This is a genomic window from Sorangium sp. So ce145 (assembly GCF_051525985.1).
In the GTDB taxonomy this organism is placed as follows: Bacteria; Myxococcota_A; Polyangia; order Polyangiales; family Polyangiaceae; genus Sorangium; species Sorangium cellulosum_B.
The window spans coordinates 8,448,376-8,468,885 of the sequence record NZ_CP150315.1; the positions used below are offsets into that span (position 1 = coordinate 8,448,376).

The 20,510-nt window shown below is 70.3% G+C and carries 19 protein-coding genes; 11 read left to right on the plus strand and 8 right to left on the minus strand.

Going from position 1 to position 20,510, the window contains the following annotated elements:
• The first annotated feature begins 118 nt into the window (after positions 1-118).
• Positions 119-1,396: a lactonase family protein gene (locus WMF34_RS31160; RefSeq protein ID WP_012238685.1), complete on the plus strand. Its 1,278-nt coding sequence runs from the start codon at positions 119-121 to the stop codon at positions 1,394-1,396.
• Between the two features lie 27 nt (positions 1,397-1,423).
• Here the strand turns inward: WMF34_RS31160 and rsmG are convergent, their stop codons facing one another.
• Together rsmG and WMF34_RS31170 are read right to left on the minus strand one after the other, a co-directional pair.
• Complete coding sequence (gene rsmG / locus WMF34_RS31165; protein ID WP_437990076.1) at positions 1,424-2,143, minus strand: 16S rRNA (guanine(527)-N(7))-methyltransferase RsmG; 720 nt, start codon at positions 2,141-2,143, stop codon at positions 1,424-1,426.
• A gap of 98 nt (positions 2,144-2,241) precedes the next feature.
• The gene (locus WMF34_RS31170; protein ID WP_012238687.1) at positions 2,242-2,700 is read right to left on the minus strand and encodes a VOC family protein; all 459 of its coding nucleotides are present in this window, start codon (positions 2,698-2,700) and stop codon (positions 2,242-2,244) included.
• A gap of 259 nt (positions 2,701-2,959) precedes the next feature.
• Between WMF34_RS31170 and WMF34_RS31175 the strand changes: the two genes are divergently transcribed.
• From WMF34_RS31175 to WMF34_RS31205, 7 genes are all read left to right on the plus strand, one after another.
• Complete coding sequence (locus WMF34_RS31175) at positions 2,960-3,337, plus strand: ArsR/SmtB family transcription factor (RefSeq protein WP_044966197.1); 378 nt, start codon at positions 2,960-2,962, stop codon at positions 3,335-3,337.
• Entirely contained in the window at positions 3,334-3,837 is a 504-nt protein-coding gene (locus WMF34_RS31180; protein WP_012238689.1) for an SRPBCC family protein, read from the plus strand. Before WMF34_RS31175 ends, WMF34_RS31180 begins: the two co-directional genes overlap by 4 nt.
• Before the next feature lie 12 nt (positions 3,838-3,849).
• Positions 3,850-4,326, plus strand: a complete 477-nt coding sequence (locus WMF34_RS31185) for an ATP-binding protein (RefSeq protein ID WP_012238690.1) — start codon at positions 3,850-3,852, stop codon at positions 4,324-4,326.
• Complete coding sequence (locus tag WMF34_RS31190; protein ID WP_044966199.1) at positions 4,316-5,077, plus strand: tRNA(His) guanylyltransferase Thg1 family protein; 762 nt, start codon at positions 4,316-4,318, stop codon at positions 5,075-5,077. Before WMF34_RS31185 ends, WMF34_RS31190 begins: the two co-directional genes overlap by 11 nt.
• A 339-nt stretch (positions 5,078-5,416) precedes the next feature.
• A complete protein-coding gene (locus WMF34_RS31195; protein WP_044966200.1) occupies positions 5,417-5,635 on the plus strand; it encodes a hypothetical protein in 219 nt (72 codons plus the stop codon).
• Between the two features lie 179 nt (positions 5,636-5,814).
• Positions 5,815-6,333, plus strand: coding sequence for an HD domain-containing protein (locus tag WMF34_RS31200; protein WP_012238692.1), 519 nt, complete (start codon positions 5,815-5,817; stop codon positions 6,331-6,333).
• Positions 6,334-6,410: 77 nt separating this feature from the next.
• Positions 6,411-6,788 (plus strand): hypothetical protein, encoded by a 378-nt coding sequence (locus WMF34_RS31205; RefSeq protein ID WP_012238693.1) that lies wholly within the window; start codon positions 6,411-6,413, stop codon positions 6,786-6,788.
• 266 nt (positions 6,789-7,054) lie between these two features.
• Here the strand turns inward: WMF34_RS31205 and WMF34_RS31210 are convergent, their stop codons facing one another.
• Complete coding sequence (locus WMF34_RS31210; protein ID WP_012238695.1) at positions 7,055-8,053, minus strand: hypothetical protein; 999 nt, start codon at positions 8,051-8,053, stop codon at positions 7,055-7,057.
• Between the two features lie 286 nt (positions 8,054-8,339).
• Entirely contained in the window at positions 8,340-9,746 is a 1,407-nt protein-coding gene (locus tag WMF34_RS31215) for a porin (protein WP_437990077.1), read from the minus strand.
• 488 nt (positions 9,747-10,234) lie between these two features.
• On the opposite strand from WMF34_RS31215, the gene WMF34_RS31220 reads away from it, so the two are divergent.
• Positions 10,235-12,436, plus strand: a complete 2,202-nt coding sequence (locus tag WMF34_RS31220) for an SUMF1/EgtB/PvdO family nonheme iron enzyme (RefSeq protein ID WP_437990078.1) — start codon at positions 10,235-10,237, stop codon at positions 12,434-12,436.
• Between the two features lie 2 nt (positions 12,437-12,438).
• Positions 12,439-13,938: a hypothetical protein gene (locus WMF34_RS31225; RefSeq protein ID WP_012238698.1), complete on the plus strand. Its 1,500-nt coding sequence runs from the start codon at positions 12,439-12,441 to the stop codon at positions 13,936-13,938.
• A 229-nt stretch (positions 13,939-14,167) separates the two neighbouring features.
• Here WMF34_RS31225 and WMF34_RS31230 read toward each other — a convergent pair whose 3' ends face one another.
• The 4 genes from WMF34_RS31230 to WMF34_RS31245 form a co-directional block, all read right to left on the minus strand.
• Positions 14,168-14,923, minus strand: a complete 756-nt coding sequence (locus WMF34_RS31230; protein WP_012238699.1) for an SAM-dependent methyltransferase — start codon at positions 14,921-14,923, stop codon at positions 14,168-14,170.
• 35 nt (positions 14,924-14,958) lie between these two features.
• A complete protein-coding gene (locus WMF34_RS31235; RefSeq protein ID WP_437990079.1) occupies positions 14,959-15,831 on the minus strand; it encodes an STAS domain-containing protein in 873 nt (290 codons plus the stop codon).
• A gap of 432 nt (positions 15,832-16,263) precedes the next feature.
• Positions 16,264-16,851 (minus strand): thioredoxin family protein, encoded by a 588-nt coding sequence (locus WMF34_RS31240; protein ID WP_012238702.1) that lies wholly within the window; start codon positions 16,849-16,851, stop codon positions 16,264-16,266.
• A gap of 62 nt (positions 16,852-16,913) precedes the next feature.
• A complete protein-coding gene (locus tag WMF34_RS31245) occupies positions 16,914-18,140 on the minus strand; it encodes a glycosyl hydrolase family 18 protein (protein ID WP_437990080.1) in 1,227 nt (408 codons plus the stop codon).
• Positions 18,141-18,539: 399 nt separating this feature from the next.
• Here WMF34_RS31245 and WMF34_RS31250 point away from each other — a divergent pair, with 399 nt between their 5' ends.
• Positions 18,540-20,396, plus strand: a complete 1,857-nt coding sequence (locus tag WMF34_RS31250; RefSeq protein ID WP_437990081.1) for a HEAT repeat domain-containing protein — start codon at positions 18,540-18,542, stop codon at positions 20,394-20,396.
• Positions 20,397-20,510: the final 114 nt, after the last annotated feature.

The following is a 20,510-nucleotide window of genomic DNA, read 5'->3' on the forward strand; positions in this document are numbered from 1 at the left end:
CGCGGTGCAGCGCGACCGCCGCGGACCTGCCGCAGCGCGCCGCGACGAGGATCGCGCCGCGGCGCTTGCGCTGCGGCGCTGGCCAGGCCTAACGCAGGAGGTAGGAGAAACCAGGTCGATGCAGCGCGCGCTCCTCTTTCTGGCGGCGGGACTGTGGCTCGGGTGCGGCAGCTCCGGCGCCGGAGCCGCGAACAACGGCGCCACGGCGGGCGTGACCGCCGGCGGCGGTGACGGCGCGAGCGTCGGCAGCACGAGCGCCAGCAGCACGAGCGGCGGCGGCGCAGGCGGCACCAGCGCGAGCGGCGACGCGGGCGGGAGCGGCGCGGGCGGCGGCGGCTCGCAGGCCGAACGCGCGTTCGTTGTCTATGTCGGCGGTCACGAGGGGCTCTTCGCCTTCCGCCTGGACGGCGCCGACGGCGCGCTCTCGGCCGTGCAGGGCCCGCTCGACGCCGAGATGAACCCGACCTTCCTCGCCGTCGACCCCGCGCACCGGCGCCTCTTCGCCGCGAACGAGCTGAACGAGGTGGATGGGGAGCTGTCGGGCGCCGTCAGCGCGTTCCGGATCGATCCCCAGGGCGGGACGCTCGAGCTCATCAACAGGGCGTCCTCGAAGGGCGCGGGCCCCGCCCACCTGTCCACGGATCGCTCCGGGCGCTTCGTCCTCGTCGCCAACTACGGCGGCGGGACGGCGGCGGTGCTCCCCGTGGGCCAGGACGGCGCGCTCGGCCAGGCGGCCTTCGACGTGTCCTTCGGTCGCCGGACGAGGCCGCACCACGCCGTGACCGATCCGGCGAACCGGTTTGCGTTCGTCACCAACCTCGGGCTCGACGAGATAACGCAGCTCACCTTCGACGCGGACACGGGCCAGATGGCGCCGAACGACCCGAAAGCCCTCTCGCTCCCCGCGGACACGACGCCTCGACACCTCGAGTTCCACCCGAACGGCCGGTTCGCCTATGTGATCAACGAGTCTGCCGGCTCGATCACCACCCTGAGCTACGACGCTTCGCGCGGGACGTTCACGGCCATGGCCACCGTCTCGACGTTGCCCGACGGCGCGAGCGCCAAGGGAAACACCGCCGCCGAGATCCAGGTGTCCCCGTCGGGCAAGTTCGTGTACGGCTCGAACCGCGGCCACGACAGCATCGCCATCTTCGCTGTCGATCCCGAGCGGGGCACGCTCACGCCCGCCGGCCATGCCTCGACGCAGGGCATGACGCCGCGCCATTTCCAGATCTCGCCGACAGGCAAGCTGATGCTCGTCGCGAACCAGGACTCGAGCAACATCGTCGCGTTTCGCGTGGACGAAGCGACGGGCGCCCTCGAGCCGACAGGCCGCGTCACCGAGGTCCCCGAGCCCACCTATGTCGGGATCGTGGCCCTGCCTGACCGCTGAGCGGGGCGAACCGAACACCGCCGTGGATCACCGCCCTGGATGGCGCTTCGGCTCCTCCCCCGACTTCCGCAGCATCACGATCTTCCCCGTCGGCGTCGCCACGGTCTTCACGAAGGCGGCCCGCTGTCGCCCGAGGACCCAGCTCGCCTCGGCGAGCTCTTCCTCGGCGCGCTGGCCCTTCACCAGCAGCACGAGCCCGCTCGGCCGCACGAAGGGCACCGTCAGGGGGATCAGCATGACCAGGCGCCCGACCGCGCGCGCCGTCACCGCGTCGAACGCGCCGCAGAGATCGCCCTTGCCGAGCTGCTCGGCGCGCTCGGCGCGCACCGACACGTTGGTGAGCCCGAGGCCCGCGGCCACCGCGACGAGGAACGAAGCCTTCTTCTGCGTCGCCTCCACCAGCGTCACCCTCAGATCGGGCCGCGCGATGGCGACCGGAAGCCCGGGGAGGCCCCCGCCCGAGCCGATGTCGGCGAGGCGCGCCCCCGCGCTCAGCTCCTCCAGGAGGGGCAGGAGCGTGAGCGAATCGAGGACGTGTTTCTCCCAGACCTCGACCGGATCCGTGATCGAGGTGAGGTTCATCAGCTCGTTCATCGCGAGCAGGCGTGCGAGGTAATCACCGAGCTTGGCGATCACCGCGGCGTCGAGGGTGACGCCGATCGCCGCGAGGCGCTCCGCGAAGCCCTCCGGAGGCGTGAGCGGAGCGGGAGCCGGCAGCGGGAGAGGAGCGCGTTCGTCAGGGGGCATGGACGTCCGCGCACCCTAGCAAGCTCCCCCTCGTGAAGCGCCGCAATTCTCGCGCTCGCCCTCCCCGCCCGCTCCGGGGCCGCCCTTGTGACGGGTCGCTACACCGCCGAGAGGCGCCTCTGCAGCTCTTCGGGAGAGACGTCTTCGATCCGGCTCGCGAAGGACCAGCGATGGCCGAACGGATCGCGGAGCCAGGCCGCCCGGTCTCCGAACGGCTTGTCCTGCGGCGGGCGATCGATGGTCGCGCCTGCCGCCGCCGCCTGCGCGACGAGCGCGTCCACGTCCTCCACGTAGACGACGACGGCCGCGCTGCTGCCTCCCAGCGTCTCGGGGCTGACGGCGCCGAGCTCGGGATACTCGTCCGACAGGAAGAACCGGGCGCGGCCGATGGACAGCTCGGCGTGGCCGATCCGCCCGTCGGGCATCGGGATGCGCGAGTCCTCGCGCGCGCCGAACGCGCGCTTGTAGAACTCGATGGCTTCCGCGGCGCTCCGCGCGCTCAGGTAGGGGAAGCACGTTTGACCATCCGGGACGGGGTGGACCTTGCTCTTCGTCATCGTCGCGCTCCTTCGTGCTCGTATCGGATCATGGCCTTTCCCGGGGCAACGGCGGGAGTCGCCTCGACGGTCGAGCGGCGCTCCTCGCGCGCCCGTGCGCCAGGAGGAAGGCGAGCCTCTCCTGGCGCCCGTCGCCTCGGCGATCCGGGTCGGCGCTCATCCTGGAGCATCGCGCCGACCGCGTATTGGAAGAAATTCACCTGCGGGCCCGGCCGTGCGGCTTGACGAACGCGTAACACATCCGTTACACATCAGGCCGATGGACGCCGTTGCCCAGGCGCTGGCGGACCCGATCCGGCGGGAGATCCTGCGGATGCTGCGCGATCGCACCGCCACGGCGGGCGCCATCGCCGGCGCGTTTCCGGTCAGCCGCCCGGCGGTCAGCCGGCACCTGCGCGTGCTGCGCGAGGCGGGCCTGGTGCGCGACGTCCAGTGCGGTCGCGAGCGCGAGTACCGCCTCGAGCTCGGTGCGCTCGCCGAGCTCGAGGCGTTCCTGCGCGAGTTGCACGCGCCGAGTCCGTGGCACCGCCGGTTCGACGCGCTCGAGACCGAGGTGCACCGCGTCGGCCGGCAGCGGCGCATGGCGACCGCCCCCCCGTCCCGCAACGAAGTGAAACGAAAAAAGGAGACTGCATGAGCCCCCGACCCACAGGCCGCGTCCGGAGCACGGCGACAGGCGCCGATCTCGTCATCACGCGCAGCTTTCGCGCCCCCATCGAGGATGTCTGGCAGAGCGTCACCGCGTCCGAGAGCACGGCGCGCTGGATCGGCCCGTGGGAGGGCGAAGCGGGGCCCGGCAAGACGGTGCGCCTTCAGATGGCGTTCGAGCAGGGGGCGCCATGGTGTGACGTCTCGATCGACACGTGCGAGCCGCCGCGTCGCCTCGCGGTCTCGGCCAAGGACGATCACGGCGAGTGGCGGCTCGAGCTGTCGCTCGCGGCGAAGGGCGAGACCACCGAGCTCACCTTCATCCAGCGCCTCGCCGATCCGGCGCTCGCCGGCGACGTCGGGCCGGGCTGGGAGTATTACCTCGACATGCTCGTCGCCTCCAGGCTCGGCGAGCCGCTGCCCAGCTTCGCCGATTACTATCCGGCGCAGCGCGACTATTACCTCGGCGACGCGCGCACGCCCTGCTGAGGTCGCCGATCGATGGGCTCGCCGGCAGTGATCCTCTTCGTTGGCCTGCCGGCATCGGGCAAGACCACGTTCTTCCGGACCCACTTCTCCGGGACGCACGTGCATGTCAGCAAGGACAATTTTCCCAACGCGAAGAAGCGCGACGTGCGCCAGGCCCGCCTGGTGACCGAGGCCCTCTCGCGAGGGCTCTCTGTCGTCGTCGACAACACCAACCCTTCCCCGGCCGAGCGGGCGCCCCTCATCACCATCGCACGCTCCCACGGAGCGCGCGTCGTCGGATATTATTTCTCGTCGCGCGTGGCAGACTCGATCGCCCGCAACGCGCTGCGCGAGGGGCGGGCGCGCGTCCCCGACGTGGGGGTGCTGGACGTGGCGAAGAGGCTCAGGCGCCCGCATCCGAGCGAAGGCTTCGACGAGCTCTACTACGTGACGATGACGAACGACGGTTTCGTGCAGGAGCTCTGGCAGGAGCAGTCGAATGAAGAGTGACGAGATGGATGCGAAGATGCGGCTGGGCGAGTGCTTTCACGAGCTGCGCGCGCTGCGGGGCGCGTACATCGTCATCCGGGTGGACGGCCGATCGTTCTCGCGGCTGACGGAGCGCACCTGCGAGAAGCCGTTCGACACGGGGTTCCATCACAAGATGACGGACGCCGCGAAGGCCGTGCTCACCTCTCTCCACGGCTCTTACGCCCATACGCAGAGCGACGAGATCTCCATCCTGCTCCCCCACGAGACCGACGTCTTCGATCGCGAAGTAGAGAAGCTGGTCTCCATCGCCGCCAGCTCCGCCACCGCCAGCCTCTCGCTCGCGCTCAGCGCGCCGGTGGAGTTCGACGCGCGCCTGTGGCTCGGCGCCCGGCGCGGAGACGTGGTCGACTACTTTCGCTGGCGGCAGGCGGACGCGGCGCGATCCGCGCTCAACAACTGGTGCTATTGGACCCTTCGAAAGGAGGGCAAGAGCGTCAAGGAAGCCACCCATGCGATGCTCGGCCTCTCCGTCGCTGGAAAGAACGAGCTGCTCTTCTCTCGTGGGATCAACTTCAACGACGTGCCCGCGTGGCAGCGCCGGGGGTCGGGCGTTTATTGGGAGACGATAGCCAAAGTAGGGAGGAACCCCAGGACCGGAGAGAGCGTCCCGGCCACCCGTCGCAGGCTTCGCGTCGACGACGATCTGCCCATGAAGGAGGCTTACGGGAAGTTCGTGCGTCAATTCCTCAAGGAGCAGGCCGAAGCATGACGAGCGCCCGCCCGCGCGTCGCCGCCTGAGGGGCTGGGCGAACAGGCCACCATGCGCTCCCGGGCGCGGTCGCTCCGGCGGCGCGCCCTCGCCTGGCGCTGGCGCGCTGTGCGCTCGTGAGCTCTTCCGAGCCGAGCTCTGCTGAAAATGAATCCAAGGGGCGCGGCGCCTGGCGACCGCGCCCCCCGTCCCGCCATGAAACGAACGCAGATCACCTCAGCTCGTAGACGTCGACCGTGTCCACGATCACATGGGGAACGAGGACGCGTCCACGCTTCGTGTCGTAACCGCGAAACGAGGTAGCGGTCGTTGTCCACGTCGTAGAGCACGCTCTCCGGCTTGGCGAAGCCGGTGTACTTTGCGACCGGGCTCGGCGCGGCGAGCCTGGGCGGCTCGGGTGCCGCCGCGGGCGCCGCGGAGGCTGCCGGAGCCGCAGGCGGGGGCTCGACGCTGTTCGTCGCGATGGGCGCGGCGGAAGCGGAAGCCGCCGGCGCCAGCGCGGGCGGCGGGGTCTCCCCCCGCAGGAAACCATCGCGGCCGCAGCGGCAATCGACGTGAAAATGCCACGGGATCGTGCCACGAGAAGACCTCCAGGCGGCGAATCTACCACAAGGCCGAGCGCTTGCGGCGCAGCGTCGATCCATGAGAATCTCCATGGGGAGTTCACAAAAAGACGACGATCTGGACAGACCTGGTCCGCCGGCTTCGGTTGGCCAATCGACTGATGGTTGGGCCTTATGACTACCACGAGAGAAAAGGCACGGTTGTATGCGGTTGCTGCGCACGGGGACCAGCGGTACGGCGACCATCCGTACTCCTTTCACCTGGATGCAGTCGCGGCGCTGGCAGAGCCGTATGGAGAAGAGGTGGTGGTGGTCGCCTACCTGCACGACGTGGCGGAGGACACCGACGTTACGCTCGCAAGCATTGAAGCGGAGTTCGGATCGCGAGTGGCCACATGCGTGTGCTTGCTCACCGACGAGCCTGGTGCGAATCGCAAGGAGCGGAAAGCAAGGACCTACGCCAAGCTGGCGCAGGCCAAGGGCGAGATCGAGATCGCGCTCGTCGTGAAAGCGGCGGACCGCCTCGCCAACGTGCGCGCGTGCATCGCTGACCGCAAGGCGAGCTTGTGGCGGCTCTACCAGAGCGAACAGCAGGCGTTCAAGAACGCGGCCTTCCGCAGCGGACAATGCGATCCCCTTTGGTCGGAGCTTGACCGATTGCTCGCAGAGGGAGCCTTCGATGGCCAGACCTGACCTCTCCATCGAGCGGACAGGTCGCGGCAATCCGGGCCCTGCCGCTCCTGTCGAACGTTAGCCGGATCCGAGAGCGCATGAGCGGAGAGCGCAAGGTGCTGGAGCCAGAGGTCGAACACAAGCTGGCCGCCGCATGGCCTTCCGAGGAAGACCGTGCGGCGGCGCGCGCGGAGCTCAGCCGGTACGGCGTCGAATCGTACGAGCGCGAGACCGAGCGCGTCCGTCTGGCGATCATCAAACTCAGCGGAGGTGCCCTCGGGGAGCTTCGCCGGATGACCGACGCCGCGAAAGGCGACTACCGCGATGTCTTGATGTGGGCCGAGTCCCCGGAGGAGGCAAAGGCACTCTGGGCAATGAACCCGAACCTCACGGACGAACAACGCCTTGAGCTCAAGGCCATCAGGCGTCGTGACCGAGCGCAGATGGACGCCTGGCTACGGAAGTCTCAGGAGTGATCGCCATTTCCCGGTCTCCTTCGCGGCGCTCCAGCCCTGGACGAGGAGGAGGATTTGCTCGCGGCCACGTCCCAGGACCATCTTGCCCGATCTCCCGAGGGAATTTGCGAGAGGGCCGTACGAAAGGTCATGTCCCCCTGCTGGGCCCATGGCGATCGGGCGGCGCCGCGCATCCTGGCGGCTTGCGCGCCCTGGATGGCTCTGGTTGATGCAGCCAGGGTCATCAGCAACGAGCTCGGCAACGACTGGACGGGGATCCGCCTTGGCTAGAGAGGCACGTCGGTCGGGACGCACGTGGAGACGCCCGCGCCGATGACCGCGGTCAGGAGCAGGGGCACCACGAGGACGGGCGGAGCTTGGGAATCGGGATCGTAGCGGTAGACGCTGGCCGACTCGAAGTCCGTGGTCACGAAGAACCAGAAGTCGCCTCCCCAGGTCGCGAACGCCCAGCTCGAGCCGATCGTGACGCCTGCCAGCGGCGTCTCGGAGAGCGCTGCGCCTGTGATCTTGTCAAACTCGCTGACGCGCGCTGCTCCGATCGGCCCATCCTTGACGAAGCCGAAGAGATGACCGTCGCCCGTGCCGGTCAGGTCCGCGTTGCCGCCCGCGCCCGCGCCAACCGGGAGGATCGTGTACGTCGTCGTGTCGAAGACGCCGAGCGTCCGGACCGGGGCCGGTTCGTCCGCGTCTGGGAAGAGGTCCGCGTCGCGCACATAAAGGGTCTCTCGGCCGGGGACGTCGTCTGCGACGAACGCCATGCCGAAGTGGCGAAACGGCTCATCCGGTCCCTTCTGGAAGGGCGTTTTTTCGCACCGCCCCGTGGCGATGTCGAGCCGGACGACCGCCCCGTCCAAGTCCACGATCCACGCCACGCCGTTCCGATCGACGGCCATCGAGAGAGGGTTTCCGGCGCCGCAAGAGAGCTTACCGATGAGATGGAGCTCCAGGTTGGCAGGGTGGAACGAATAGAACTTCCGATCAGGCGAGACCAGGTAGATGTGGTGCGTCAGCTCGGAGCACGCGCCGACGGCCCCGACGGACGGGGGATCCCATGTGGGCGTATCGTCGCGGCTCGCCCCGGGCTCGTCCCCCAGCCCGAGGTCCGGGTCCTCCGCTGGTCCCGCTCCGCCTCCACCCGCCTCGCCTGCATCACCCCAGACGAGGCTCGCGCCGCGGGGGACGTCCAGGGTGGCCCCCTGTGCGCACCCGGCCAGCAGGAGACCGAACACGCTTGCGGAAGCGAGGCGCTGGACGAGGTACCGCATGCCCAATCCTCCGGAGATGGGAGCGTTGCGGAGCGGTGAGTGGGGACGAGAGCAGGACGCCATTTGAAAAAACGAATCGCTTGAACGATCCGCCCTGCCCGGAGTCCCTGCGCCACCTCGGGGTCTCGTGCTCTCGACCGCCGGGAGCATGCTCCTGGCCCGGCTCGTCAGGCCGGCCTGGCCAGACCGCGCGCTGCCCAGCGCGCAGGTCGTCACCGGCGCGCCGCGCCGAGCTGGCCGCTATCGGTATCCGGAGAGCGTGCTCCCCGGAGGCTGCGCGTCCCCTTCAGAACGAGGCGTCGAGCTGGAGGCGACCGACGTGGCGGGCGTCGGCGGTGTCCTTGCCGAAGATGTAGAAATAATCGCCCTGGATCTTCAGGGCATACCCGTTCACATAATAATTGAGCCCGCCGCCGACCTGCTTGCCCTGCGTGTCGACGAGACCGACGAGCTTCGGATCGGTGCCGCGCTCCGCGAAGATCTGGTCCCAGCGCGCGGCCACCTCGACCTCGTCGGTCAGCAGGTAGCCCGCCTGGGCGAAGTAGCCGTAACCCGACCGGGTCCACTCCTGCGCGGCCGCGCCGTTGACCTCGCCCTCGAAGGAATCTTGCTTGGCATGGCGCACGACAGCCTCGGCCGAGAGCGAGAAGCCGGCGTATTTGAAGATGAGATCGGCCGCGCCGTGCAGATAGTCCGCCGCCCCGAGCGTGAGCGTCGTGCCAAAGGTGCTGTTCTGGCGGTTGGTCTGGTGGTTGTAGGCGCCCGTGACACCCACCGCGAGCCGGGGCTTCGCCTCGCGAGAGAGGTCGGCGTCCTGGTCGTCGTCGAACGCGCCGAACGGGCGGACCGCAAGCCGCGCCACCGCGAGCGGACCGTGCTTCTGGCCGCCGAAGCGATTGCGCCCCTCGCCGCCGCCGACGAAGAGGTTGTACGACAGCTTGCCTCCGAAGCCGAAGAGATCGGGCGACGAGAACATCAGGCCGACGTCGCGATCCAGGTTGAACTCGCGGACGGCGATCGGGCGCTCGGTCTGCTGGAGGGAGGGCTCGCGCAGGGTCCGCGCCCGGTTGAACGGGGTGAGGAACTGGCCAACACGCACGTTGAGATCGCGGATCCCGTTGTACTCGACGAAGGCGTCGAGGATGGGAGATGCGCTGTCCTTCTCGAAGTCGTTGCCGCCGAAGGCGAGCTGCACGTTGTACTTGAGATCGGGCGAGAGGATATGCCCGCTCGTCGTGAGGCGCACCGTCCTCACGTTGATCTCGTGCGTGTCGTCCTCTCCCGTGTGCGTGATGGTCTCGCGGACCTGCAGGCGGGCCCGGATCGTGGACGAGAACTTGTCGTCCGCCGTCTTGACGGTGAAGCCCTTTCCGGCCCCCGCCGTCACCTTGACGCCGCTGCCCTTGTCCTTCTCCGCGCTGGCCCGCTCCTCGGCGGCCGCCTTGCGCTCGGCCTCGAGGCGCTCGATCAGCGCGCGCTGCTGCTGCTCGAGCTCCGCGACCCTCCGGCTCAGCGGCTCGACGCCGGCCGCCGCCCCCGTCTCCTGCGGCGCGGGGGCCGGGGGCGGCGCCGGGGCCTGGGGCGGCGCCGCGGGCTGCTGAGCGGACGCCGGGGAGGGAAGCGCGGCGGCGACGAGCGAGAGCGCCGCTGCCGCGCGGACCATGTGCGACTTCTTTCCGTTGATCGATTTCAAGCGCGTTGTTCCTCGAATCAAACCAGCTGCTGACGGCGCACGGCGCTCTGCGCGCGGCGCGCACGGCCAACACCGGCCGCCGGCGCAAAGGCACACCACGCCCTCGCTGGCGGCGGACCATCGCTCCCCGGCCTGCGCTCGACGTCCCACGCACGAAACGCAGACGAGAGGCCGCGGTCAGGAGCACCCGGCTGGGCAGCAGCGACGCCAGCTGGGAACCACCGAATGTGTCATCCAATATAACGGACGAAGATCTCTGTCAAGAGATGGATCGTGCCCACAGGAATCCCTGAATGCGGGCTCGCTCACCATCCAACCGGCCTTGGAACGTCCGTCATACCGGACACCCGGAGCGGGCGGCGCCTCTGGATCGGGGAGGGCGCCGGATCGCGCGAAAGGGTTCCAACCGACGGCGAGGCAACTAAGATGACCCCGACGCACGCGCGAGGCGCCCCGATCGGGGCCCCGCCGCGGTGCGTAGGGATCTCATGAGCCAGAACCCGGACCGCAGCGATCCGCTCAACATCGCCGGCAGCCTGATCGCCGACAAGTACAGGATCGATCACGCCGTGGGCGAAGGCGGCTTCAGCGTCGTCTACAGGGCCGAGCACGTCATCTGGAAGCAACCCGTCGCCGTCAAGTGCTTCACCCTCCTCGGGGGCGCGCCGGCCGAGCAGCGCGAGCAGCTGCTCCAGGCGTTCATCCAGGAGGGCAAGCTCATGACCGAGCTGTCCAGCCGGTCGGCCGCGATCGTCCAGGCCCGGGACATCGGCACGTTCAACGCGCCGGACGGGCAGTGGCTGCCCTACATGGTCCTCGAGTGGCTCGACGGCAGGCCGCTCGATCGGGTCCTCTTCGACGAGACGGGCGAGGGCGCGCCGCCGCGCGACCTGCGCGCGACGATGGCGCTGCTCGAGTCGGCCGCGATCGCGCTCGATCTCGTGCACTCGCGGAACATCGCGCACCGCGACATCAAGCCGGCGAACCTGTTCGTCATCGGCCAGCCACGCGACGCCTCGACGTTCGTGAAGGTGCTCGATTTCGGCATCGCCAAGGTGATGGCCGATCACGCGGCGGCGGCGACGGCGCTCGCTCAGACCGGCAAGGACATCACCGCGTTCACGCCGAGCTACGGCGCCCCGGAGCAGTTCAGCCGCACCCACGGCGCGACCGGGCCCTGGACCGACGTCTTCGCGATGGCGCTCATCATGATCGAGGTGATGCTCGGCGGAGCGCCGGCGCTGCAAGGCGACGACTACCTCCAGCTCGCGGTCGCGAGCCGCGATCCGTCGCGCCGGCCGACCCCGCGGACGCTCGGCCTCACGGTCAGCGACGAGGTCGAGGCGGTCTTCGCGAAGGCGCTCGCCGTCGCGCCGGCGGACCGCTTCCCCACCATGGGCCGCTTCTGGTCGGCGCTGCACCGGGCGGTCTTCCCCGAGGACCCGGCCTGGGCGCTCTCCGCGGGCGGCGGCTCGCTCGCGCCCCCGTCCGGCGCGCCGTCGCCCCGCGCGTCCGCGCCGCGGCTCCCGTCCTCGCCGCGGATCTCGCTGCAGGCGCAGACCGCGCCGACGATGGCGGCGCCCTCCACGGCCCCGGGGCCGCCGCCCGCGCTGACGTCGCAGCCGGTCGCCGTGGCCGGCTCGAGCGCCGCGGGCGACGCGGCGGCGCCGAGGTCGAAGGGCCCGCTGTTCTTCGGCGGCGTCGCGCTCGCGCTCGCGGCCGGCGGCGCAATCACCTGGAGCCTGCTGCGCGGCGCGGCGCCCGCGGAAGAGGCGTCGCGGAGCGCGCCGGTCGCCACCGCGTCCGCCACCGCGGCGGCGCCGACGGCGAGCGCCACGGCCGCGGCGGCCGCGCTCCCCGAGCGGCGGACCGAGTGCCCTGCAGGCATGGTGCTCGTCCCCGGCGGCAAGTTCTTCATGGGCTCCGACGAGCCGGAGTTCAAGCTGTGGCAGCCCGCGCACAAGGTGACGATCGACACGTTCTGCATCGACGTCCACGAGGTGACCGCGGGCGACTACAAGGCGTGCTCGGACAAGGGAGAGTGCAAGCGGCCCCCGGCCGCGCCCGACTTCCCGAACACGAGCGGCGCGCCCGCCGCCGCGCACCAGAAGACGCTGACGGCCCTCGCCGAGCAGTGCACCTTCGGCAAGCCCGAGCTCGCGAAGCACCCGATCAACTGCTTGCCGTGGAGCCTCGCGAACGCCTACTGCGAGGTCCACGGCAAGCGCCTGCCGACCGAGGCGGAGTGGGAATACGCGGCGCGCGGCTCCGACGGGCGCAAGTTCCCCTGGGGCGACAAGCCCGGCGACCAGACCTTCATGAACGCGTGCGGCACCGAGTGCACGGCGTGGGAGAAGGCGCGCGGGCTCACGCCGAGCGAGCGCATGTACGAGGCCGACGACGGCTTCCCCGGCACGGCGCCGGTCGGCTCGTTCCCGAACGGCAGGACGAGGTTCGGGGCCGACGACGTGGTCGGCAACGTGTGGGAGTGGACCGCGGACTGGTTCGAGACCTACAAGGACGAGGAACAGGTGAACCCGAAGGGGGCGCCTGCCGGTGATCGCAAGGCGATCCGGGGCGGCGCCTACAACGGCGGCTTCGCGCTCTGGCTCAACCCGGCGTTCCGCTACCACCAGCTCGCGACGGCGAGCGCGCCGGGCATCGGCTTCCGCTGCGCCGCGCGCCTGTAGCCGTGCCGGTCCCCACGTCGCAGCTCACGAACCCCTCCATCGCCGGCCCGCTCGGCACGCTGGCGTTCTCGCAGGTGCGCCCGCTGAGCTCGTCGCTCGCGCTGCGCGCGATCCGGTGGCACCAGAGCCTGGAGCGGCTCGGGGTGGTCCTGCCGTTCGCGCTGGTGCACGACGCGGGCCTGCTCTTCTCGACGCCGCGCGAGCAGCTGGAGCTCGGGCCGCGCTGCGACCCGAAGGAGCTCGCGGGCCGGCTCCGGGACGCGGAGCGCATCGTGGAGGGGTACCGGGCGGTGCTCCGGGAGCTCGCCGAGAGCGAGGCCGCGCGATGCGCGGCGCAGCTCCGGATGAGCGACGACCTGGTCACGGTCGTGCTGTCGCGCCTCTTCGGCGCGGTCGCGGCGCGGACCCACACGCCGCCGGCCTACCGCGCGATGCTGCCCGCGGACGCGGCGCTCTTCGAGGGGATCGAGCCGCAGCTCCGCGGGCTGTTCCTGTCGGCGCGGCGCGAGTTCGAGCAGCGGGCGCTGGAGGCGCTCGACGTCTCCCGGCTGTACGTGCTCACGATGTCGGACGCGCTCGACATCGAGACGCTGCGCCTGTTCGGCATGCTGGGCTCGGAGGCGTCGGCGGGGGCGCTCGCCCAGGTCGATCTGCTCGCGGCGCTCTCGTCGCCCGAGGCGAACGACATCGTGAATTTCTCGCTGGAGATCCTGCCGAGCGTGCTCGAGACGAAGACGCGCCCGGCCGCGGGCACGACGGCGGCGCACGGCTACTCGGGGCTGGGCACGCGCGGCTCGATCGACAGCATGGTGCTGACCGAGCTCGCGTGGGACGACATGGAGCTGGCGCGCCGCATCGCGGACAACGAGGTGCTGTATTTCGCGCGCGAGCAGAGCCGGGACGAGCAGCGGCGCATCCACTACCTGCTCATCGACGCGTCGGCGTCGATGCGCGGCGATCGCCAGACGTTCGCCCGGGGGATGGCGATCGCGACGGGCAAGCGGCTGCTGCTGGAGGGCGAGGACGTGGCGTTCCGCTTCTTCGACGCGCGGTTGTACGAGCTCTACCGGGCGAAGAACGGGCAGCTGCCGACGGCGCACCTCCTGTCGTTCAAGGGGGAGCGGGGCAGGAACCCGGCGCGCGTGTTCGCGGAGCTCGCGACGGATCTGGATCTGACGCGGCACCACGATCCGCGCACGCCGGTGGTGCACCTCTTCACGCACGCGGCGCTCTACATCCCGCGGGAGATGGTGCAGGCGGTGCAGAGCCACGCGCACATCTCGGCGGTGTTCATGCTGCCTTCCGGGGGGGAGCTGGACCTCGACTACCTGGATCTGCTGGATGCGCACTGGGTGGTCGACCACGCGACGGTGGCGAGCGGGGCGGCTCGGGCTAGCGCGGCCAAGGCGATCCTCGGGGAGAAAGACCGGCAGGATCGGCCCGAGGAGGGAGGTGGTGCCGCACGGCGCCTGGGGGCCCCGCCGAACTCGCACATGGCCTGAGCCTTGCCCGCTGGGCAAGGCTCAGGCCATGTGCTCAAACATCGGCCCATCCCCCAGGCGCCGTGCGGCACCACCTCCCTCCTCGGGCCTACCAAAATTGATGGGGAGATGGGGAGATGGGGAGATGGGGAGATGGGGAGATGGGGACGGAACATCCCCCAGGCGCCGTGCGGTAGAACCTCCTTCGGGTCTACCGAAATCGATGGGGCGATGGGGAGCGGGCTTTCCTTCAGTGATGCGCGATCAGGCCCCGCATCTCGAACGGGTTCACCGCGTACTCCTCCTCGGTGATGAAGTCGTCGATGCCGAGCCACTCCGCCAGAGGCCGGCATTCATCCACCTTCCATGGGGCCACGAGCGCCGCGATCTCCTCGGGCGTGCGCGGGTAGACCTTGACCCCGGCGAGGGATCCGGCGCTGCTCAGCTGGCCCGCCGCGGCGGCGCCGCGCGACATGACGAAGCTGAGCGACAGCACGCTGCCAGGGGCGCAGAACGCGTGCAGCTTCTGCAGAATGTCGCGCGAGCTCTCATCGTCCATCAGGTAGAAGATGCCGATGCCTCCGACCGCGATGCGGCGCTCCGCGCCGAAGAACTGCGCCGCCGCCGCGAGCAACGGCGACGGGTCTCGCAGATCGGCCTGGATGTAGCGCATGTTCTGCTTGTCAGCCAGGATCTGCTCGCCGTAGATCACGCTCACCGGGTCGACGTCCGAAAAGAGGATGCGCGCATCAGGCAGGTAGTCGTTGAGATGGCCCTGCGTCGGTAGCCCCGAGGCGAGATCGAGCACGTTCATGATACCCGCCTCGGACCATCGCTGCCCCACGAGCTGGATGAACCAGCGGTTGAGCTTCGCGACCTTCGGATAGGTGGGTACGAGCTTCAAGATCGCCGCGGCGGCGGCGCGATCCACCTCGTAGTTGTGGTGTCCTCCGAGGACATAGTCGTAAACCCGACCGACGTGCGGCTTGGTCGTGTCAATCTCCATCGTTTCCTCCCTGGAGCGAGCTCACGGCGCGCTCGTCAACGGCCGCGATACAAGCCATCAGATCCTCGCTGCGGACGCGGACTGCCACGCACCTCGAGCCCTTCCCGCCGCAACGCATAGAGGATACCGCTCTGAAGATTGGCCAGGACCACGATGCCCGCGAGGTGGGCGTCCTGATCGCTCAGCGCGCGGGCCGCCTCGGGGCGGATGCCGACCAGGACCGGGTGGGTGCCGAGGAGGTCGAGCGCGCGCGCGGTGCGCACGAGCGCGTCGACGGCCTCCGCGTCCATCGCCGGCACGCCGGTCACATCGATGATCGCGGTGCGCGCTTGCCGGTCCACCACCTCTCGCAACAGGCACTCGGTGATCCTCCCCGCTCGCTCGGTGTCGAGCTTTCCAATGAGCGGCAGCACCAAGATATGATCGTACACGGGCATGATCGGCGTCGAGAGCTCGATGATCACCCGGCGCAGCTCGCGCTCGCGGTGATGGATGGCGCGCTCGAGCGCGAGCTGCATCTCGTCGCGCTGGACGCCGACCTCGCGCTTCTCTTGCTCTGCCACCGCGTCCACGAGCAGCGTCAGGTAGTCGTTCACGAGCGCCGCCGCCTCCCGCGCTTCGGGCGTACTTCCGGGCAGGCGCGCCAGCACCTCGCGCACGAGGGCGCGGCTCAGTCCAAGGAGCGCCCGCAGCCCGAGCCCCTGCTGCCCGAGCTTTTGCCCGAGCGACATGACGGGCGCCGCGTCGACGGTGGAGGAGAAATGGAACAGCTCGTCGAGGATCTGCTGCGCGACCTGCGGCAATCGAAACGGCGGGAGACCGCTGCGGTTGTGTAGGGCGTTGTCCTTGAGCACCTTCGCCGCGCTCTTCGCCAGCGCCTGGCGCTCCGGGCCTATCCAGCTCTGCATAGGAGGTCCCCTTCCTTGGCCTTGACCGTGTTGTGTCGCATGGGCGCTCACGAAGTGGGAGAGTAGACCGCCTTCGGATCGCGCTCGTCGTTCCGAGATCCAGACTGGAGTGGACCTCGGCCTCATGCCGCAGTCCACCCACCATGCAGGCGAATGTATGGCTTCACGAGGAACGCGCCCCCGAGATGAGGTCTCACTCCCCGTGCTGTGAACCTATAGGATCAGTGTCCTGACTGTCCATGTTCCATGACGACGGCAGCGCGCAGCGGCGCGACCGCCGCACGAGGCATGGCCCGCGCCTCGGCGCTCCTGGGCCTGCCGCCGACCGGCTCCAGCACGTCCATGTCGCCTGAACCCGCACCCGGCACCACGTCGCCGGGGTGAAGCGTGCGCTTCCGCCGGGTCCGGTCAGGCGCGTACTTCCAGGGATCGTTACGGAGTTCTGCCGTGATACCCCGGCTCATTGCCGGGCTTCCACTTGATGTTGCAACCGATGCTCGGGCGCTGCTCCGAGGGGACGGGCGCCGAGGAGAGCACCGCGTCGATGGCGGCGCGGAGATCGCGGCCCGTCACGGGGACGTCGTTGCCAGGACGGCTGTCGTCGAGCTGACCGCGGTAGACCAGCCGGCGATCGGGGCCGAAGAGGTAGAAATCCGGCGTGCAGGCGGCCCGGTACGCCCTGGCGACCTGCTGGGCCTCGTCGAGGAGGTAAGGGAACGTGTAGCCGACCTCGCGCGCCTCTCTGGCCATCGCCTCGGCGTTGTCCGCTGGATACGCGACAATATCGTTCGAGTTGATGGCCACGATGGCCACGTCGTCAGCGCCATAATCGCGCCTCAGCCGGGCGAGCTCGTGGCGGATGTGCTTGACGAACGGACAATGATTGCAGATGAACATCACGAGGAGCGCCCGCTGCGCTTTGAAATCCGACAGCGCGACCTGCTTTCCTGTGAAGTCGGGCAGCCTGAAGTCGGGCGCCGGGGTGCCCAGCTCAAGCATCGTGGACGGGGTGCGTGCCATGACAGGATTCTCCTCTCGCTGTGACGGCGCGCACCCTACCACGCGGCCGCAGGGCGCGGCGATCACCTCGGGAAGTGACGCTCGATCATCGAGAAGAACGCGGCCCCGCCCGGCTCGCCGCCGATGCTCCAGTACGTCACCCCGCCGAGCCCACCCTGCTCGGCGACGACGACCTTCTCCTCGAGCGACGCCAGGTCCTCGAAGAAGAGGCGCTCGCCGCTCGCGAGGAGCCGGTTCGGCGCTCTCCCCGCCGCGAGCCGCCCGCCCTCGTCGTCCGGGCACACGCTCATGTGCTCGGTGCTCGTCTCGTAGCCGTCGCCCGCGAGCTCCAGGCACTTGCTGAGCGGCTCGCACCCCACCACGGCGCCCCCGCTCCCCGGCGCCTCCGGCCCGACGAGACCGTAGTTCGGCAGCCCGAAGATGAACTTCTCGCGGCGCGCGCCGCCGTCGAGCGACCCGATGTACGAGACGGTCTCCTGTAGCCAGCCGAGCGGCGCGACCGGGCCCACGTGCGCTCCGCCGTGCCAGTGGTAGTCGTAGCTCATCACGTGCACGTGATCCGCCGAGGCGCTCAGCGCCTCGTAGTCGAATACGCCGTTCGCGGACGCGACCGCCGGCACCGCGAGCGAGAGCTCCTTTCCACGCGCGTGGAGGGCGCGCGCGAGCTCGTCGATGAACGCCGAGAAGGCGGCCCGCTCGGCCCGGACGGTCTCGCCCGGCCCGAGGACCGAGGAGAGGTGCTCGTAATCGATGTCGATCCCGTCGTAACCGTTCTCCATCACGAGCGCGACGACGCCCTCCACGTGCCTCGCCCGGAGCGCTGGATCGTGGAGCATGGCGTGCACCGCGACGACGTCGGGCCGGTCGATGGCGGCGATGAGGGGGATGAGCCGGGTCCGCGCGCCGCCGGCCGTCGTGCGGTCGAGGACGCGCCGGTCGTGAAAACCGGCGAACGGGGCCTCCCGGCCGCGCGGGTGGTTCTCGAAGCTGGTCGGCGAGGCGACGCGCCACCACTTCGGGTGCACGGCGTCGAACGCTCCCGCGTGGGCCGCGAAGGTGTCGTATCCAAGCTCGGTCGACTCGGGATCTCCGAGGAACTCGTGCAGCCAGCCGCAGAAGCGGTGATCGCCCGGCGCCTCCTCGCCTGGCGCGCGCGCCGCCTGGCCCGCGCGCTGCGCGCCGGGCGCGGCCGACGCCGAGAGCTCGGCGCTCCCCACCTCGTCGAGCGACGACGCGCGCTCGGCCGCGCCACCGCAAGAGACCGAGAACGCGGCGGAGCAGACGAGCATCAGAGTCTGGTGAAACAGCTTCATATCGGCCGCGCTCTAGCAGCCCGCCGCCGCGTCGACAGCCCGGTTCTGACGCTTCCGCGGGCTGCCTCACGCCGAGCCGGCAATGCGCCGTTTGACGGCTACTCCATCCCCGCGCTCCCAAGGAATCCCCTTATTTTGCAGCCCTTTTCAGCGGAAACAAATTGAACAGGGAGGCGGGGAGACAGGGAGTATTTTGAAGATTTCCCTCCCCGCCTCCCCGTCTCCCTGTGAATTTTCCGAAGAATTCGAGGGGATGCCTCGAGCCCTCGCCCCACACGCCGCGCCCTCGCGGCACCGGCGGCCGGCCGGCGACGTCGCCCGCGCGCGCCCGCCGCTCCCCTCGGCCAGGGCCGGTGTACTACGCTCGCTCCCGGCATGACCCAAGGCGTCCGCCCCCTGCACGAGCTCCGCGACGAGGCCCGCTCCGCGCTGGCCAGGAGCGATCTCACGCGCGCGCGCGACGCGCTCTTCAGCGCCCTCCAGCACACCATCGCCCGCGAGGAGGAGTACGTCGCCATGACGGACGAGCTCCGCGACGTGCTGGTCCGGCTGGGCGACGCGCGGAGCGCGCTCACCGTCTCCTGGTACGGCGGCAACGAGCAGAGCCAGCGCCCGCTCATCGCGAAGGTCCCGCCCATCGACCGCGCGCGCACCGTGCTCGCCTGGGCCGAGCGCGAGCAGGACCCCGAGCGGCAGAAGCGGCTCTACGGACGCGCCGCCGACGAGTACGAGGCCGCCGGCCTCGTCGCGCAGGCCGCCATCGCCCGCGAGCGCGGCCAGGACTTCGCCCGCGCCCGCGCGCTCTGGTCGCGCCTCGCCCAGCTGCTCTCCTCGTCGGGCAGCGACCTCTACGCCGCCGGCCTCGCCCGCTTCAACCTCGCCCGCACCTCGCTCCGCACGGGCGACGCCGCGGCGGCGCGCGAGGCCGTCTTCGCCTCCGTCCACCTGCTCGAGGAGGCCGCCGACAGGTACGAGACCATCGGCCAGCGCGAGCGCGCCTTCGACTGCTACCAGGTCCTCATCGCCGTCGGGCGCGAGAGCCGCGCCTTCGAGCACGTCCTCGAGGGCTACGTGAACGTCATCCGCATCCTGCGCGAGGACCACCTGCGCTACTACGCGCTCCAGTCCTACGAGGAGGCCGTCTCCGCGGCCGAGAAGCAGGGCGAGGTCTCCGCCGCCGCCACGCTCGCCCGCGAGATGGCCGCGTACGCCCGGAAAGAGGGGCTCGCCGCCGTCGCCAACTTCGCCGTGCTCACGCAGGCCCGCCTCTGGCAAGAGGTGTCCGCCGTCTCGCAGAAGCGCGCCGCCCCCCCCGAGATCGCCGAGAACGCGCTGCTCGCCGCCGTGATCGCGCTCGGCGAGGCGGGGCAGTACAGCAAGGTGGGCGGCGTCTACCGCGCGCTCACGCAGCTGCCGCTCGAGGAGACCCGGAAGAAGCACTACGCCCGCGCCGGCCGCCGCTACGTGAACGCGCAGGACCTGCCGATCGACGCCGCGCCGCTGCCGGCGCACCTCCGCCACGAGCTCGGCTTCCCCGACGTCTGGCACATCGACCTCGTCGAGTGGGAGCAAGCCGGCAGCGCCGCCCAGGCGTGCGGCGACATCGTGCTCGACCCGGCGCAGTGGTCCGAGGTCACCCGCCGCCGCGCCATGCTCGCCCGGCTCACCGCGCTCGCCGTCGAGGGCGCGACGCCCGAGGCCGCCCCCGCGCAGCAGCTCATCAGCCTCGCGGAGCAGCTCGCGACGGTCGAGCTCTACACGATCCTCTCGCCGCTCGAGCGCCTGTTCCGCCGCGCCGAGCCGAAGATCCGGGTGGCCGTCGTCCGCGCGCTCTCCCACTTCCTCTACAAGCGCACGTTCATCACCATCCGCGACGCGCTCGTGGATCCCGACCCCACCGTGGTCCACGAGGCCGCCCGCGCGCTGGAAGAGCTGCGCTTCGCCCACGCCTTCGATCCGCTCGCCCGCATCTACCGCGAGTCGCAGGCCCCCGCCGTGCGCGCCAGCGCCGTGCGGGCGATCGCGAAGATCGACACCCTCGAGGCCGGCGAGATGCTCCTCGGCATCCTCCAGCACGAGGGCGCCGAGGAGCGCGCCGTGGCCGTCGAGGCGCTCAAGCGCGTGCGCGGCATGAAGTTCGTGGAGCTCGCCCGCGGCTCGCTCTCCGAGCTGACAGGCTCCGCGCAGGCGGTGGTGCGAGAGATCCTCCAGAGCCGTGGCCTCAGCCCCTGAGCGCGCCTGCACGACCACGCGCCCGCCGGCCGCGCCGGGGCTCCACGACGCACCACAACGGCACAGCGCGGGGGTGATCCGCTGTCCGGGCAGCGAGCGCAGACTGCGCCTGGC